Raw genomic sequence first — 14,924 nt, forward strand, 5'->3', positions numbered from 1 at the left:
TCTCCTGATAAGGGACTGTCTTAACCGCTTAGAAACGGTAATGAGAGAAGGCTTTGTTAGCTTCAGCCATACGGTGCACGTCTTCACGTTTCTTGATCGCAGCACCTTTGCCTTCAGCTGCATCAAGCAACTCGCCAGCAAGACGTAAAGCCATAGTTTTTTCAGAACGCTTAGCAGCAGCATCTACTAACCAACGCATAGCCAAGGCAGTACGACGGGATGGGCGCACTTCCATAGGTACTTGATAAGTAGCACCACCAACACGGCGTGCTTTTACTTCAACCATAGGACGAACTTTTTCAAGCGTAGCTTCAAAGAATTCAACTGGGTCTACTTTGTTTTTTTCTTGAACACGTTCTAAAGCACCGTAAACGATACCTTCTGCAACTGATTTTTTACCATCTTGCATAACGTGGTTCATGAATTTAGCGATTGTTTGGCTACTGAATTTCGGATCCGGAAGGATTTCACGAGCAGCGACTACGCGACGTCTTGGCATTTTAATACACCTAATAATATGACACTTCAGGGTGATCCAGCAGTGTGTGCAAGTGTCATGCACGCTTCGCTGGCCTTACTATACGTCGCTTGAATTACAAATCTATGAAGAATTCAAACAAGCGAAACGCTAAAGGATTTTTTTGGTCTTAACGACTAAGATTATTTCTTAGGACGTTTAGCACCATATTTAGAACGTGACTGGTTACGATCTTTCACGCCAGCACAGTCTAAAGAACCACGAACGGTATGGTAACGTACACCTGGTAAGTCTTTAACACGACCACCACGGATAAGAACAACACTGTGCTCTTGTAAGTTATGGCCTTCACCACCGATGTAGCTAGAAACTTCAAAACCAGAAGTTAAGCGAACACGGCAAACCTTACGCATTGCTGAGTTAGGTTTTTTAGGTGTAGTAGTGTAAACACGTGTACAAACACCACGGCGTTGTGGACAAGCCTTCAACGCAGGAACTTTGGATTTTTCAACCAAAGTAGTACGACCCTTGCGGATCAACTGATTTGTTGTTGCCATCTGGCAAGTCTCCCGTAAATAAAAAACCTCAAAAAGAAAGTACCGCTTTTTGAGGGCAAACAATTGTAAGCAAAAACGCCATATTGGTCAATATTCATCGCATACTTCAACAGTATGTCGTGCATTTATGACCTGACTATGAAGAATCATCTGGATTTGCGGCTATTTTACGAGCGGATGTCTTGCTTTTAGATACGGATTCAGGTGCCGTTTCGACCGTTTTTTCAGGTTGTTTTTCTGTTGTTATTTGAGGCTGACTACGGCGTGGACGACGTTGAGATTTAGGTTTATCAGGTTCCACTTCATCCGAATTAATACTTTTAAATTCAAGATGATGTGAAGTTAGATCAGTCTGTTTGAGTTGTTCAACTGCCGCATGATAGGCGGCTAATGTTGATATTTTTTGATCAGGATGTCGCAACAGATAATCCTGCGCAACTGAAAAAATGTGCTGTGCCTTTTGACCTATATCTGCAATAAATTGCCAGCTATACATTGCACTGACACTTGCTGCAATCAAAGGTGTAATGTGATGTAAGGCGCTGACTTTAGGTAAAGTATTCATCCACTGCCATTTAAATTCATGATTTTCATCAAGTAATAATTCTTTGAGCCATTCATCATCATTATTTGAACCAAGTAAATGTTGTACAGCAGTTAAATCATTTTTTGCCAATAAACCATCTAGTGTTCGCAGTCCAAGCAATATACTTTGCTTTTCTAGCATCTGCTGCAAATTAATTTGCTGAAAAATATATTGCACAACTTCCTGATCTTGCTCAGTTAATGCAAAACCATGTGCCCGCCCTGTCTGGTAAATCGTGCGTAGCGCCAGTACTAGTGATGCAGGAATATCAACCCCAAACCCAAGCAAGCCCGTTGCACCCGAAATTGCACCTTGTACCCCTGCAATCCATTTATTTTGTTCAGTCAATGCCTGACTAATTCGACCTGATCGTGAAATATCTTGCGACAACTCATGTAAAGATTGTGCCCCTGTTTGCTCCAAAACTCTTTGTGTGGCACCAAGCCTGTCTGAAAATACATGTAACTTTTGGAAACAATATTCTGAAACTTCATCCATGCTCATCGGCGAAAGAAACTCAGCTACCTGACTGACTCGGTTATAGTGCTTGCCAAAAAGTTGTTTGGAAATATTGGGGAAATAAACACGAATTAACTGCTGTGGGTCTTGAGCACCAAAACCCAATAGTGCAGGTTTTGGAGTGGCTTCATTCACAACTTTCGAGGTGCTTTGTGATCGCTGTAGTTGTTGACTATTCATCTGATTTAAAACTTTTAAACCTGATGTGCTGAGCTTTTTAGCCACTCCCAAAACCTGATTAAATTTGCTTTGTGGATGTTGATTGACCTCTTTTGGCATTCACATCTCCTCGTTGTTTTTCTTTAAATATTTAATAAATACTAGAAGCAGGAGCACTTTATCTCAACTCGTTTGTGTATCTTTTAGTTAAGTAAACTTTGATCTGCATATAATCTGTTCTATTTCCAAATACTCATAGGATTTGCCATAAGATTTAAAAAAGCTTTCTGTTATGATGAGAAGCATTATAAACATGAGTGGTGCAGGCATTAACGCTTACATTTCAGGCTTTTGTCCATAAATGTGGTCTGCGCTAGCTCTCAATATCATTACCATATTAAGGGATCTTATAGATGAGACGTGTTGTAATCACTGGTATGGGCATCAACTCATGCATTGGTAATACCCTTGAGCAAGTGACTGAATCATTAAAAAATGGTATTTCAGGCACTCATTTCAATCAAACTTACGCTGATCTTAACTTTAAAAGCCATGTCAGTGCTGCTGCTGAACAAGATTTCGACAACATTGACCGTAAATTAAAACGCTTTATGGGTGTATGTGCGATGTACGCATACAACTCTGCGGTTGATGCAGTGAAACACGCAGGCTTAACAGCTGAAGATCTTGCGGGTAACCCACGTTACGGTATCGTTGGTGGTAGTGGTGGCGGTTCAACAGCTTCTGTTGTTGAAATGACTGAACTGCTGGAAACTAAAGGCGCGCGTAAAGTTGGCCCTTTCTTTGTTCCACGTAACATGACCAACACGATTACAGCAAACGTCGGTGTTGCGTTCAAATTACAAGGCGTATCTCACTCAATTGCAAGCGCATGTGCAACTTCAGCCGATGCGATTGGTTATGCATACAACCTCATCCAGCTTGGTAAACAAGATCTAATTCTTGCAGGTGGTGGTGAAGAAGATCACTGGTCTCAAAGCTTACTGTTTGATGCAATGGGTGCTCTTTGCTCTAAATACAATGACACTCCAGAAACTGCATCTCGCCCATACTCAGCAGACCGTGACGGTTTCGTGATCGCTGGTGGTGGTGGTTTCTTGGTACTTGAGTCTCTTGAACATGCTCAAGCACGTGGTGCTAACATTATTGCTGAAATCGTGGCTTATGCAGCGAACAGTGATGGTGCAGACATGGTTGCGCCAAGTGGTGAAGGTGCAACTCGTTGTATCCTCATGGCACTTGATGAAGCCAAACAACACGGCGTAGAAAAACTTGACTACATCAACACACACGGCACTTCAACTCCAGCAGGCGACATCACTGAATTGAAAGCGATGGAACGTGCTTTTGGTGAAGGTAATGTCCCAGCATTTAGCTCGACCAAGTCAATGACAGGTCACAGCTTGGGTGCTGCGGGTGTACATGAGGCAATTTACTCTGTACTCATGATGGAAAATGACTTTATTGCACCAAACATCAACGTGACTGAACTTGATGAAGGCGCAAAAGGCTTTGATCTTGTACTTGAAAAACGTGATGCAAAACTGAATACTGTCATGAGTAACAGTTTTGGATTTGGCGGTGTAAATGCCTGCCTGATCTTCAAGAAATGGGCTAATGCCTAACGAGATCGTAAATGAATGCACCTTCTGATGCTTTTCTATGGGTAAAAGCATTACACATTATTGCCGTGGTTTGCTGGTTCGCTGCTTTGTTCTACTTACCACGTCTTTATGTCTACCATGCCATGAGTGATGATGCGATTAGCCATCAACGCTTTCAGGTGATGGAACGTAAACTCTACCGCGGCATTATGTGGCCTGCGATGGTTGCAACGCTGATTACAGCACACTTTTTAGTGGCTTGGGGCGATGCAACGCAACATTATCATTTGGCACATTGGTTTTATCTCAAAGTCGCATTGGTTGGGTTGCTGGTCATTTACCATTTTATTTGTGGTTATTACCGTAAAAAATTGATTGAAAATGCCCACTATAAATCACACAAGTTTTGGCGTTTCTTTAATGAAATGCCAACGGTCATCTTACTGGCCGTGGTGATTTTAGTGGTCGTAAAGCCTCAGTTTTAACTGGGGCTTTTTTCTGCTTTAAAATGACAACAATCCATCACTGGTCACTTCATTTAGTACAAAAAAAGTTCTGACCTGTCGCACACCAGGCAAAGCAATAATTTTTTCACTATGAAAACGGTTAAATGCTGCCAAATCTTTGACCCTAATTTTCAAAAAATAGTCCACTTCCCCTGCCACCAAATAACATTCCAAGACGTTATTTAGCTGCTTCGCTGCACGCTCAAATTCAGAAAAACTCTCTGGGGTTGAACGATCTAACACCACACCCACCAGCACCACAGTTTCACGCTGCACCATGCTGGGGTTAATCCGTGCGCGCACATCTAAAATCGCCCCGATCTTAAAAAGTCGCTGGGTATGATTCCAACAGGAAGATGGGCTAATGCCAACCTGTTTTGCCAATTCTGCATTACTTAAGCGCCCATCCTGTTGTAACGCCCGCATAATTTTTAAATCAATTGCGCTTAATTCATCATGATTTTCCGACATAAAGATTCTTTACTTGAATTCATTTTTCTAAGAAGAATTTATTGTAAATAAATTAAAATATGAAATCTTATGTATTTTTTAAACAATAATTAAAAAGCACCTTCTTTTTAAAAATTGTTAAATTGATGCTACGTCTTTAAGACACATTTACGTCTAAAATCGTCGCTAGATTTCATTATGCAAAAATTGATTCAAGATTTTTCTGTTCCTGCCGTATTTGCAGGATTTATTACTTTTCTCATCGGGATTAGTGTTTCTGCAGTTTTGGTGATTCAAGGAGCTCAAACTCTCGGTGCAACCCCAGAACAAATTTCTTCATGGCTTTGGGCACTAGGTTTATCCATCGGGGTTTCAGGTTTAGTCTTATCATGGAAATACCGCTATCCTGTTGCCACTGCATGGTCAACGCCAGGGATTGCCTTAATTATTGCGACAGGTAGCCATTACAGCTTATCTGCAGCGATTGGGGCATTTATTGTCTGTGGGATACTGACTGCATTTGTTGGATTTTCAGGTGTTTTTCAACGCTTGTTGTCCAAAATCCCCATGAGCCTCAGTTGTGCGATGCTTGCAGGTATTCTGTTAAAATTTGGGATTCAACTGTTTATTGGGCTAGAGCAAAGTTGGGCATTCATTCTCACGCTGCTCACAATTTATTTGATTGCCAAACGTCTTTGGCCGCGTTACTGCATCGTGTTGACTGTGGTCGCCGCGATGATTCTCTGCCCTGTGTTTATGCCATTTCAATTTCCGCACTTGTCTTGGTCATTGGCTAAACCTGTTTGGATCAGTCCTGAATTTTCAGCTTCAACCATTTTGGGTTTGGCACTTCCGCTGTTTATCATCAATATGTCTTCGCAGTTTTTACCTGGGGTTGGCATGATTAAAAGTTATGGTTATCAGCCACATACCAACTCACTCGTCGGTTGGATTGGCGTATCGCAAACTTTACTTGCACCCTTTGGTGCATTCTCAGTCTGTCTGGCCGCAATTAGTGCCGCCGTAAGTTTGGATGATCAAGTCCATCCTGACCCGAAACGGCGCTATATTGCAGGGATGAGCTGTGGGCTGTTTTATATTCTAATGGGGCTGTTTGCAACCACACTCACCAGTTTACTGATGGCATTTCCGAAAATTTTTATTGTCGCGCTGGCGGGGATTGCCTTATTTGGCACAATTAGTCATAACATTGCGATAGCTTTTAAAGAACCACAAGACCGTGAACCTGCGCTCTTAACCTTTTTGATGAGTGCTTCAGGTGTTCAGTTCTTCGGAATTGGCTCGGCTTTTTGGGGATTGTTACTAGGAATTGTAGTTGCGATTATTTTAAATCATCGTAAAGAACATTAAGTGACAAAAAATCAAAAGCCAGTGTAAACACTGGCTTTTTTCTGCTGTACTCATTTGAATTGATTAGCTGTTAACGGGTTGATATAGCGAAAAACCTAAATTAAATGATTGTTCTTGTTGTTTCTGGTCAATCGTAAAAATTGCAATTCGCCCATCGGGTGCACCACAGACTTGTGGATAGAGTCGACCATCTGAAGCCACAGTTTGAGCGTAGACCTGAATTTTTTGCTCTTCAAGTTGCGTTTTCAACTGATCAACACTCATACCTGTATCACCACACTGATGCCCAAATAAAGATTTGGCAATCTGAACTTTACCTGATACTTGTTGTTGTTCAACTTGCAAAGTACTACAACCCACCAAGCTCAGCAAAGCAAAACCAACTGCCAATAAACCTGAAAAACGCATACAAACCCCAATATTTTTATTGATTTACGTAAGCATAACCAGATTTTTCAATGACTTGATCTGTTTTAGCAAAAACCCAACAAATTCGATGAATTAATTAAAGTAATTCAAAAGCTCTGCAAACTGCTGGATTTTCAGTTTTGGCGCTGCCTGAGTCAATTCCTGCATCGTACCGTAGCCATATTCAACCGCAATAGTATCAATCCCATTACGGCGTGCGCCCAAAATATCGTACTCACGGTCACCCACCATCATGCAGCTTTCAGGTGGCAACTGTTCTTGCTGCAAAATGTATTGAATCAGATCCCCCTTGTTGGTTCGTTCACCAGTCAACTCACTGCCATAAGGTTTGGTGAAATAATCAATTAATTCAAAATGCTGCAAAATACGCACTGCAAATACTTCTGGCTTAGCCGTTGCCAAATACAGGTTATAACCACGTTCGACCAGTTCTGCCAAGGTGTCATGAACCTGTGGGTATAGCTCATTTTCATACAGACCAATACTGGAAAAACGCTCACGATAATAATCTAGTGCCTGCTCGGCAAGATCATCCTGAGTGGTATCGAGTAACTTAAAAAATGAGGCTTTCAATGGTGGCCCAATGGTCCAGTCCAGATCGGTATCTGGTGTCAGAGGTTGTCCCATTTTTTCCATCGCATAACGAATGCAGGTATGAATACCAATTTTCGGGTCGGTCAATGTCCCATCAAGATCTAATAAAATATTTTCAACTGTCACAACGAAACCTAATCAATTCGTCTAATCAAAGACTCGGAAGTTAAATAAAACTTGCCTATACTAGCGTAAATTTAGATAAGAAGGATATCGTACTGTGCGCCCTACAGTTTTATGTTTTTCGGGTCTTGACCCTTCTGGTGGAGCTGGTTTACAGGCAGATATTGAAGCAATTGGTCAAAGTGGTGCACATGCAGCAATTGCCTGCACTGCATTGACGATTCAAAACTCTCAGCAAGTGTTTGGTTTTGAAGCAACATCAAAGGAGCTTTTACTCGCACAAGCCAATGCTGTCGTTGGGGATTTACCTATTCGCTGTGTAAAATCTGGCATGCTGGGCACAACTGATAACATTGCAGCGTTAGCTGAATTTTTACAGCAACATCCAGATTATCTTTATGTGCTTGACCCCGTTTTGGTTGCCAACAGCGGCGGTTCACTGGGTGATCAGGCAACACTGGTCAAAGCGTTTGTAAAACTGATTCCATTGGCGACGATCATTACCCCGAACACGGTGGAACTACGTGCATTAACAGGTTTGGAAGATATTGATCAAGCCACTGCCCAATTGTTCAACATGGGCGCGAAAGCGGTTTTAGTCAAAGGTGGACACGAAGATACACCTGAACATATCCGTAATGCTTTATACATTGAAGGTGAGCTGGTCTCAGAAACCACTTGTGCGCGCCTTGAAGGTGAATATCATGGTTCAGGCTGTTCGCTTGCCAGTTTTATTGCAGGACGTTTGGCTCAAGGCGATAATATTCAGCAAGCGGTGAATCATGCTGAAACATGGTTATTTCATGTGTTGCAGCAAGCTGAAAGCCCAACTCCAAATGGACAAAAAATCCCAAAACGCTTCTAAATGGATGAGCCAGACCTTGCATCGGTCAGGTTACTTCGAGTGATATTTTTTCAGGTTACGCACATGTTCAGCATCGGTTTTTCGGGATTTCACCAGTGCTTGTTTTTCTAATGTGTGACAAATGCGCTGCACTTTGACGGAACTCATCACTTCTTCATGAAAACTTTTGACATAGTTAATCCATGCCTGACCTTGTAAAACATTGTTTGGCATGGCAGTTTTAAAGGTACTTTCCCCAACAAAAACCACCACTGAATGTAAATCTTCAGGTTCAATCACATCACTCAATAGATGCTGCAACGTTTTGATATGACGATAATTTTGATGTAATGGGTTTTGAAATTGATAGCTTTTTTGATAGAGTTTTTGTGTCCACATCTTCTGATGTTCATTGCCAAAAATCCAACCCTGATAGTTTTTAGTTTCAATCACAAATACTCCAAAACGACTCACAACAATATGGTCAATCTGGGTGGTCAGCTGTTCATTTACTTGAAAGGTACAATTATTTAAAACAGTATAATTTTTCTCATCCAGATGTTTTTCTGCATGAGCAACAACGCGTTTTTCCCCCCTTTTTCCCTTAGTTTTGGCAGATGGATTGAATACAAATACAGCCAGTAGTATGGCAATAATTAAAAATAAAATCAGAAGCAACATTACAACGGCAAACAAAAAAAACGCATTGTATTACAGATATTTATATTTAAGAACTTTTATCTAAAATTTTATAGCGACGCGATTTTCATTAAGACCAGTCCCGCAACAATCATCACGGCTGCCATCATCCTCATCGCATTGACAGGTTCTTGTAAAATAACGATTCCCACAATAAAAGAACCCACTGCTCCAATACCTGTCCAGACCGTATAAGCTGTACCTAAAGGTAGGCTTTTCATTGCCCATGACAGTAAGGCAAAGCTTAGTAACATAAATACAATCGTGATCACACTCGGAACCAAAAGCGTAAAACCTTCCGATTTCTTCATGGCAAATGCCCAGACCACCTCAAACAAACCTGCTAAAACCAATACCAGCCACGCCATGTCGTATCTTCATCCCCAAGCACAGCCAGGTCGTCCTGACATTTTTCCCAGTCTGGGGGAGGTCGTTCCTCCAAAAACGGGATGCCAGAAGCATCCCGAAAAGGTTTAAAATTTCAACAATACCCCGAGCGCATAAACAACACCATACTCATTTGGGGTGAGCTGCTGCCATGCCGTGGCTTTTTGTCCCAGATCAGATTCATATACCACTTCAAAAAATGGCATCACGGTTTTATTTATTTCATAGCGGGTTTGCACCCCCACTTCTGCATGACTCAAACCTGTTTTTTGCGCAGCTTTCGAGTCATCTTTCAACAGCACCGTCGCTTTCACAAACGGCTGGCTAATCAGTTTTTGCGTCCAGAGCAAGTCACGTTTGGCTTCCAGTGACATTGAGACATGCTGATGCTCTCCGACATATAAATAAGCCTGCGTTTCAAAAAAATACGGCGCCAAACCATGAATACCAACCACAGCATCTACAGCGTGTTTATCTGCAAGCAAATTATTGTTTTGCCGATAACGCAACCCCGTCTGAGCATCCCAAAAGGTGCTGATGTTGCGGCTATACAAGGCCATTACACTGGCATCGAGCTGTTCAGATTCGGCTTGCTTGCCATCGGCTTTAATAAAGAGTTTGTTATCATCTGAACCGATCCAGCTTTCCAATTCAGATTGCCAGCTACCCACACCATGTCGGTCAATGACCCATTTATTTTCCAGAGAATTTGCTGCGTAAATTTGACCACTATGTTCATGCTGCATCTGCATGCTTGAATTGTCAGATGTCGCTGACATGTCCATGTCTGTAGCCGCCCAAAGCGGTTGCCCCGCAAAACCTGCCATGAATAGCACAGAAGGTAAAAACTTAGTGATGTGCATGTACATTTCCTCCTTGAGCAGGCATTGGCATAAGCATTTGACTGTCTTGTGGTTTCACTTTTGCCACAACCAATTTGTTCATCATGCCTGCGCTCATGTGGTACAGCAGATGACAATGAATCGCCCATTCCCCCAATTCATCGGCAGTCAGAAGCACGCTGACTTTTTGCCCAGGTGACACAATGATTGTATGTTTGTTAGGTAAATTGGCAAGGGGCTGACCATTTTCAAGCTGGACGAACATACCATGCAAATGCATCGGGTGTGCCATCATACTATCATTGACAAAGGTCAGACGTACACGTTCGCCATATTGCACCTGTATCGGGCTGGCCTGATTAAATTTCTTGCCATTCATGGTCCAGATATAACGCTCCATATTCCCCCCCAAGTGCAACACAATCTCTTGCTGGGCAGGTCGAGTATCTTTTTGCGGGAACAGTGGGCGCAGATCGGCATAACTTAAGGCTTTTAAACCCGAAGGTGTCGAGGCGTTCGCCCAACCTTCTACCACAGTTTTTTCTGATGGCGTTGGCATTTGCTGCGCGGTCTGGTTTTGAGTCATGTGATCTGACTCAGACTTCGACATTTGTTGCATCATCTGTTGATGCTGCTCAGCAGTCATACCATTCGTTTTTGACATGTCCATGTCTTGCATGTCTGACATTTGATGTTCTGAGGACATTGAATGATTCATCTGCTGCATCATTTTCTGATGCTGCTCAGCAGTCATACCTTGCATTTTGGACATGTCCATGCCTTGCATATCTGACATTTGATGTTCTGAGGACATTGAATGATTCATCTGCTGCATCATTTTCTGATGCTGCTCAGCAGTCATACCCTGCATTTTAGACATATCCATGTCTTGCATATCTGACATTTTGTGCTCTGAGGACATTGAAGAATGGTTCATCTGCTGCATCATTTTCTGGTGCTGCTCAGCAGTCATACCCTGCATTTTAGACATATCCATTTCTGACATGTCCATATATTGCATATTCGACATATCATGTTGAGTTGGGTTAGATGAGTGATCAGTATTCTCATGCATCATGCCCATATCCTGCATATTCAGTAAGGCACGTGGACGATGCTGTGGTTCAGGGAGCGGTTGCACGGTAGCATCCTGATTACGCAGAGTCGCTAAAGCAAAACCGCTCCGATCAATCGACTCAGCCTGAATTTGATATTGGGATTGTTTTGGTTCAACGATCACATCATAGGTTTCCCCTGCCCCAAAACGAAACTCATCGACAGCGACAGGCTGTACAGGTTGACCATCGGCACTGACCACAGTCATTTTCAAGTTCGGAATCCGTACATCAAAAAATGACATGGCTGAAGCATTGATCATGCGTAAACGAATTTTTTCGCCTGTTTTAAATGTGCTTGTCCAGTTTTGCTGTGGCGTTTTACCATTCACCAAGAAATGATAGCCTGTAACATCACTCAAATCGGTTTTTAACATGCGCATCTGATTCCACATGCGGCGGTCTTGCCATGTGTCTTTCAGCCCTTGCTGTTTGGTTTGCTTCCAAACATCTGCCAAAGTTTCGCGCTGATTTTGATAATAATCTGAGGACTTTTTCAGATTGTTCATGATCTGCTCACTGGAAGATTCATGAAAGTCGGAGAACATGATCACTTCATCGCGATCCGTTTTTTCTGCAGAAGTAATCGGCTGATGGTTTTTCGGGTAAATAATCAATGCCCCATATAAACCATCCTGTTCCTGCCCTGCACTATGCGCGTGATACCAGTAAGTGCCTGTTTGCCGAATCTTAAAGCGATAAACAAAATCACCATTCGGGGCAATGCCCTGAAAACCGTTAAAGCCAGGGACACCATCCATCACGGCTGGCAGCAGCACACCATGCCAGTGCAATGCAGTTTCCTGTTTTTTGAGTTGGTTATGCACATAAATGACTGCATCATCCCCATCCTCAAAGGTTAAGGTCGGTGCAGGAAACTGACCGTTGACCGTTAATTTTTTGACAGGTTTACCTGTGACATTAACGGTTTGTTCACTAATATTTAAATGATATTCGCGCACAGCCGCAAAAATACTCTGTGGAACAACTAGACATGCTGCGACAATGCAGACATGCAAGGAAAATTTAGACATAACTCGCCCTCTTTAAAAAATGAAAATGACAATTTTTTAAAGTTCAGGCTTTGGGAGGACGCAGAATTTCTTGCCAATATCCAGCTAAATTGATCCGATGATCTGACCAATACTGCATAGTTTCAAGTTCAGTACTGAGCTGTTTAGTCAAATGGACACTGGCTTGAGGAAGATCGGCATTGATACTTTGACAATGCAAAATCTGACAATCGGGACAATTGAAATGCTGCTGATGCTGTGATGAACTGACCTGATTCTGACAATCGTCACTCATCTTCATCGGCATACTCGGTTGATGACAATGTTCAGACATTGTATGTTGCGGCATATTGCTCATGTCTGACTGCATCAACATTTTCCAATGCATACTTTGCGCAGATGCGTTGGCAATACCCATCCAGCCGATACATAAAACGATCAGCAAGATAAAGCTTTGCGAAAACATAGTTATGCGTCGATGCTGCATCTTATGATAAATAAAATGGAAAATTTAAGTTAAAAGCATAGCCAACTCTAACGCAAGATACAAATAAAAAAGCGTTACACTCTGTGGCATAACGCTTTTTAAAAGGTTTCAAGTAAAAGCTTAAACTTCAACTGAACCCACTTGGCTAAGTTCTGCACGCATCTGGTCAATTACGGCTTTATAGTCAGGCTGACCGAAAATCGCGGAGCCTGCCACGAACATGTCTGCACCTGCTTCAGCAATTTCACGGATATTGGCAGGGCCGACACCACCATCAACTTCAAGGCGAATATCACGACCGCTGGCATCAATAATTTTGCGGGCTTCACGCAATTTTTGTAAGGTCATTGGAATGAATTTTTGTCCGCCAAAACCTGGGTTAACGCTCATTAACAGAATTTGATCGACTTTATCCAAAACATAGTCAAGGTAATGTAACGGCGTTGCTGGGTTAAATACCAAGCCCGCTTTAGCACCGCCCGCTTTAATCAGTTGCAATGAACGGTCAATATGATCGGATGCTTCAGGGTGAAAGGTAATAATATCCGCACCTGCTTCCAAGAAATCCCCAATCATACGATCAACGGGAGACACCATTAAATGCACATCAATCGGCGCTTTAATCCCATATTTTTTTAGCGCCTTACACACCCCTGCACCAAAGGTCAGGTTGGGTACATAGTGGTTGTCCATCACATCAAAATGCACAACATCAGCACCTGCTGCCAAGACATTCTCTACTTCTTCACCAAGACGGGCAAAATCAGCAGATAAAATCGAAGGTGCAATCAGAAAGGGCTTGGACATAAATCTAACCTAGCAAAATTTTAAAATCTGCGAGCAGTATACCAAAATCCGAGCCGACACAGGCAACGAAGCACCATAACGCAACGCATTGTTCCGATTTCATTCTCTTTTTTCAAATTTATGTCTGTTAGACTTTCAAACAAACAATCAGGAATTTGATCTATGCATAGTCAGACACAACTGGCAACCACTGAAGCCTCTCGGATTGCGAAACGCCTGTTTAACCACTGGAAACATAAATTCGAAGTAGCAGAAACCGAACATTCTTTTCAAATTCTCATGCCAACTGCAACCGTAACACTCACTCCGCAGAACAACACACTAGATGTCAGTATTCAAAGTCAGCTTGAACCAGCAGAACAAACTCGTCTTGAAGGTGTCGTCATTGATCACTTAAATCGCATGGCACAGCAAGAATTTCACGTGACTTGGCAGCAACAGGCGTAAAAATAAACAGAATCACAATCGTGATTCTGTTTAGGCTACTGAGTCAGTTCCGCAGCATGAAACTGCAAATGATCATCGATAAAGCTTTGAATAAAATAATAACCGTGATCATAGTGCTGATGTTGGCGCAACGTCAGTTTTTGCCCCACTTCGGCACAGGCTTGCTGTAACAACTGTGGATTGAGCTGATGATAAAATTGATCAGCCAAGCCTTGATCGACCAAGACTTCGCTAAACAGTGCACCTTTGCTATAAACTAGAGCGACTGCATCATGCGCCAACCATGTATCGCGTGCTTCCCCCAAATAATGAGTAAAGGCTTTTTCACCCCACGGACACTGGCTTGGTGCGCAAATCGGGGCAAAAGCTGAGACTGACTTGAATTTTCCAGGGTATTTCCATGCCAAGGTCAATGCCCCATGCCCACCCATCGAATGTCCCATAATTCCGATGCGGTCATGCTGAATCGGGAAATGGCTTTGTACGGCGTTATATAGCTCATCGACAATATAACTTTCCATACGGTAATGTTCCGCCCACGGCGCTTGTGTGGCATTGATATAAAAGCCTGCACCTTGCCCCAAATCCCAAGAATCACCCTGCGCAACTGACTCTCCACGCGGTGAAGTATCAGGCATCACCAAAATTAAACCCAACTGTGCAGCAAAACGCTGAGCATGGGCTTTAATCGCAAAAGTTTCTTCGGTACACGTCAAACCTGCCAAATAAAACACTGCGGGGCATGCTTCACCCAGCAGTGCTTGTTCAGGCAAATAAATTGAAAATTTGGCGTCATTTTGTAATTGATCTGAATGCCATTGATACGTGCGCTGTTCCCCATCAAAACAGAAATTTTTTTGTATTTGCTGCATGACTACTGCTCCTG

18 protein-coding genes are annotated in these 14,924 nt (G+C 42.5%); 5 read left to right on the forward strand and 13 right to left on the reverse strand.

Features of this window, described 5'->3' with window-relative positions; genetic code table 11:
- Nucleotides 1–28 precede the first annotated feature (28 nt).
- From rpsG to E0H77_RS07460, 3 genes are all read right to left on the reverse strand, one after another.
- Nucleotides 29–499: a 30S ribosomal protein S7 gene (rpsG, locus tag E0H77_RS07450; RefSeq protein WP_004750610.1), complete on the reverse strand. Its 471-nt coding sequence runs from the start codon at nucleotides 497–499 to the stop codon at nucleotides 29–31.
- Nucleotides 500–660: 161 nt separating this feature from the next.
- On the reverse strand, nucleotides 661–1,035 hold the full coding sequence (gene rpsL / locus E0H77_RS07455; protein WP_000246374.1) for a 30S ribosomal protein S12: 375 nt from the start codon (nucleotides 1,033–1,035) through the stop codon (nucleotides 661–663).
- 136 nt (nucleotides 1,036–1,171) lie between these two features.
- The gene (locus tag E0H77_RS07460; protein WP_131376428.1) at nucleotides 1,172–2,419 is read right to left on the reverse strand and encodes an EcsC family protein; all 1,248 of its coding nucleotides are present in this window, start codon (nucleotides 2,417–2,419) and stop codon (nucleotides 1,172–1,174) included.
- A 293-nt stretch (nucleotides 2,420–2,712) separates the two neighbouring features.
- On the opposite strand from E0H77_RS07460, the gene E0H77_RS07465 reads away from it, so the two are divergent.
- A complete protein-coding gene (locus E0H77_RS07465; protein ID WP_131376431.1) occupies nucleotides 2,713–3,945 on the forward strand; it encodes a beta-ketoacyl synthase N-terminal-like domain-containing protein in 1,233 nt (410 codons plus the stop codon).
- 11 nt (nucleotides 3,946–3,956) lie between these two features.
- Nucleotides 3,957–4,409, forward strand: a complete 453-nt coding sequence (gene hemJ / locus E0H77_RS07470; RefSeq protein WP_131376434.1) for a protoporphyrinogen oxidase HemJ — start codon at nucleotides 3,957–3,959, stop codon at nucleotides 4,407–4,409.
- A gap of 18 nt (nucleotides 4,410–4,427) precedes the next feature.
- Here the strand turns inward: hemJ and E0H77_RS07475 are convergent, their stop codons facing one another.
- Nucleotides 4,428–4,901, reverse strand: a complete 474-nt coding sequence (locus E0H77_RS07475) for an Lrp/AsnC family transcriptional regulator (RefSeq protein ID WP_131376438.1) — start codon at nucleotides 4,899–4,901, stop codon at nucleotides 4,428–4,430.
- A 177-nt stretch (nucleotides 4,902–5,078) separates the two neighbouring features.
- Between E0H77_RS07475 and E0H77_RS07480 the strand changes: the two genes are divergently transcribed.
- Nucleotides 5,079–6,251: a benzoate/H(+) symporter BenE family transporter gene (locus E0H77_RS07480; protein ID WP_131376440.1), complete on the forward strand. Its 1,173-nt coding sequence runs from the start codon at nucleotides 5,079–5,081 to the stop codon at nucleotides 6,249–6,251.
- A 63-nt stretch (nucleotides 6,252–6,314) separates the two neighbouring features.
- Here the strand turns inward: E0H77_RS07480 and E0H77_RS07485 are convergent, their stop codons facing one another.
- Nucleotides 6,315–6,659: a hypothetical protein gene (locus tag E0H77_RS07485; RefSeq protein WP_131376445.1), complete on the reverse strand. Its 345-nt coding sequence runs from the start codon at nucleotides 6,657–6,659 to the stop codon at nucleotides 6,315–6,317.
- Between the two features lie 93 nt (nucleotides 6,660–6,752).
- The gene (locus tag E0H77_RS07490) at nucleotides 6,753–7,400 is read right to left on the reverse strand and encodes an HAD-IA family hydrolase (RefSeq protein WP_131315209.1); all 648 of its coding nucleotides are present in this window, start codon (nucleotides 7,398–7,400) and stop codon (nucleotides 6,753–6,755) included.
- A 94-nt stretch (nucleotides 7,401–7,494) separates the two neighbouring features.
- On the opposite strand from E0H77_RS07490, the gene E0H77_RS07495 reads away from it, so the two are divergent.
- Complete coding sequence (locus E0H77_RS07495; RefSeq protein ID WP_131376449.1) at nucleotides 7,495–8,262, forward strand: hydroxymethylpyrimidine/phosphomethylpyrimidine kinase; 768 nt, start codon at nucleotides 7,495–7,497, stop codon at nucleotides 8,260–8,262.
- 30 nt (nucleotides 8,263–8,292) lie between these two features.
- Here E0H77_RS07495 and E0H77_RS07500 read toward each other — a convergent pair whose 3' ends face one another.
- From E0H77_RS07500 to rpe, 6 genes are all read right to left on the reverse strand, one after another.
- Nucleotides 8,293–8,922, reverse strand: coding sequence for a nuclease-related domain-containing protein (locus E0H77_RS07500; RefSeq protein ID WP_131376452.1), 630 nt, complete (start codon nucleotides 8,920–8,922; stop codon nucleotides 8,293–8,295).
- Nucleotides 8,923–8,990: 68 nt separating this feature from the next.
- Entirely contained in the window at nucleotides 8,991–9,308 is a 318-nt protein-coding gene (sugE, locus tag E0H77_RS07505) for a quaternary ammonium compound efflux SMR transporter SugE (RefSeq protein WP_131376455.1), read from the reverse strand.
- A 105-nt stretch (nucleotides 9,309–9,413) separates the two neighbouring features.
- Nucleotides 9,414–10,190 carry a copper resistance protein B gene (locus E0H77_RS07510; RefSeq protein ID WP_131376457.1) on the reverse strand — a complete coding sequence of 259 codons (777 nt, stop codon included), beginning with the start codon at nucleotides 10,188–10,190 and terminating at the stop codon, nucleotides 9,414–9,416.
- Nucleotides 10,177–12,318 carry a multicopper oxidase domain-containing protein gene (locus E0H77_RS07515; protein WP_131376460.1) on the reverse strand — a complete coding sequence of 714 codons (2,142 nt, stop codon included), beginning with the start codon at nucleotides 12,316–12,318 and terminating at the stop codon, nucleotides 10,177–10,179. The genes E0H77_RS07510 and E0H77_RS07515 overlap by 14 nt, the downstream gene beginning before the upstream one ends.
- A gap of 43 nt (nucleotides 12,319–12,361) precedes the next feature.
- Entirely contained in the window at nucleotides 12,362–12,763 is a 402-nt protein-coding gene (locus tag E0H77_RS07520; protein ID WP_228258304.1) for a hypothetical protein, read from the reverse strand.
- A 141-nt stretch (nucleotides 12,764–12,904) separates the two neighbouring features.
- Nucleotides 12,905–13,591 (reverse strand): ribulose-phosphate 3-epimerase, encoded by a 687-nt coding sequence (rpe, locus tag E0H77_RS07525; RefSeq protein WP_131376466.1) that lies wholly within the window; start codon nucleotides 13,589–13,591, stop codon nucleotides 12,905–12,907.
- Nucleotides 13,592–13,753: 162 nt separating this feature from the next.
- Here rpe and E0H77_RS07530 point away from each other — a divergent pair, with 162 nt between their 5' ends.
- Nucleotides 13,754–14,038, forward strand: coding sequence for a DUF2218 domain-containing protein (locus E0H77_RS07530; protein WP_131376469.1), 285 nt, complete (start codon nucleotides 13,754–13,756; stop codon nucleotides 14,036–14,038).
- Between the two features lie 35 nt (nucleotides 14,039–14,073).
- On the opposite strand, the gene fghA is transcribed toward E0H77_RS07530, so the two are convergent.
- Entirely contained in the window at nucleotides 14,074–14,910 is an 837-nt protein-coding gene (gene fghA, locus E0H77_RS07535; protein ID WP_131376472.1) for an S-formylglutathione hydrolase, read from the reverse strand.
- Nucleotides 14,911–14,924 lie beyond the last annotated feature (14 nt).

Source organism: Acinetobacter brisouioides (assembly GCF_004331075.1).
GTDB lineage: Bacteria > Pseudomonadota > Gammaproteobacteria > Pseudomonadales > Moraxellaceae > Acinetobacter.

Excerpts from the sequence above, each read along its gene's own strand:
- rpsG (WP_004750610.1), bottom strand. The coding sequence starts at position 499 with ATGCCAAGACGTCGCGTAGTCGCTGCTCGTGAAATCCTTCCGGATCCG.
- rpsL (WP_000246374.1), bottom strand. The coding sequence starts at position 1,035 with ATGGCAACAACAAATCAGTTGATCCGCAAGGGTCGTACTACTTTGGTT.
- E0H77_RS07460 (WP_131376428.1), bottom strand. The coding sequence starts at position 2,419 with ATGCCAAAAGAGGTCAATCAACATCCACAAAGCAAATTTAATCAGGTT.
- E0H77_RS07465 (WP_131376431.1), top strand. The coding sequence starts at position 2,713 with ATGAGACGTGTTGTAATCACTGGTATGGGCATCAACTCATGCATTGGT.
- hemJ (WP_131376434.1), top strand. The coding sequence starts at position 3,957 with ATGAATGCACCTTCTGATGCTTTTCTATGGGTAAAAGCATTACACATT.
- E0H77_RS07475 (WP_131376438.1), bottom strand. The coding sequence starts at position 4,901 with ATGTCGGAAAATCATGATGAATTAAGCGCAATTGATTTAAAAATTATG.
- E0H77_RS07480 (WP_131376440.1), top strand. The coding sequence starts at position 5,079 with ATGCAAAAATTGATTCAAGATTTTTCTGTTCCTGCCGTATTTGCAGGA.
- E0H77_RS07485 (WP_131376445.1), bottom strand. The coding sequence starts at position 6,659 with ATGCGTTTTTCAGGTTTATTGGCAGTTGGTTTTGCTTTGCTGAGCTTG.
- E0H77_RS07500 (WP_131376452.1), bottom strand. The coding sequence starts at position 8,922 with ATGTTGCTTCTGATTTTATTTTTAATTATTGCCATACTACTGGCTGTA.
- sugE (WP_131376455.1), bottom strand. The coding sequence starts at position 9,308 with ATGGCGTGGCTGGTATTGGTTTTAGCAGGTTTGTTTGAGGTGGTCTGG.
- E0H77_RS07510 (WP_131376457.1), bottom strand. The coding sequence starts at position 10,190 with ATGCACATCACTAAGTTTTTACCTTCTGTGCTATTCATGGCAGGTTTT.
- E0H77_RS07515 (WP_131376460.1), bottom strand. The coding sequence starts at position 12,318 with ATGTCTAAATTTTCCTTGCATGTCTGCATTGTCGCAGCATGTCTAGTT.
- E0H77_RS07520 (WP_228258304.1), bottom strand. The coding sequence starts at position 12,763 with ATGTTTTCGCAAAGCTTTATCTTGCTGATCGTTTTATGTATCGGCTGG.
- rpe (WP_131376466.1), bottom strand. The coding sequence starts at position 13,591 with ATGTCCAAGCCCTTTCTGATTGCACCTTCGATTTTATCTGCTGATTTT.
- E0H77_RS07530 (WP_131376469.1), top strand. The coding sequence starts at position 13,754 with ATGCATAGTCAGACACAACTGGCAACCACTGAAGCCTCTCGGATTGCG.
- fghA (WP_131376472.1), bottom strand. The coding sequence starts at position 14,910 with ATGCAGCAAATACAAAAAAATTTCTGTTTTGATGGGGAACAGCGCACG.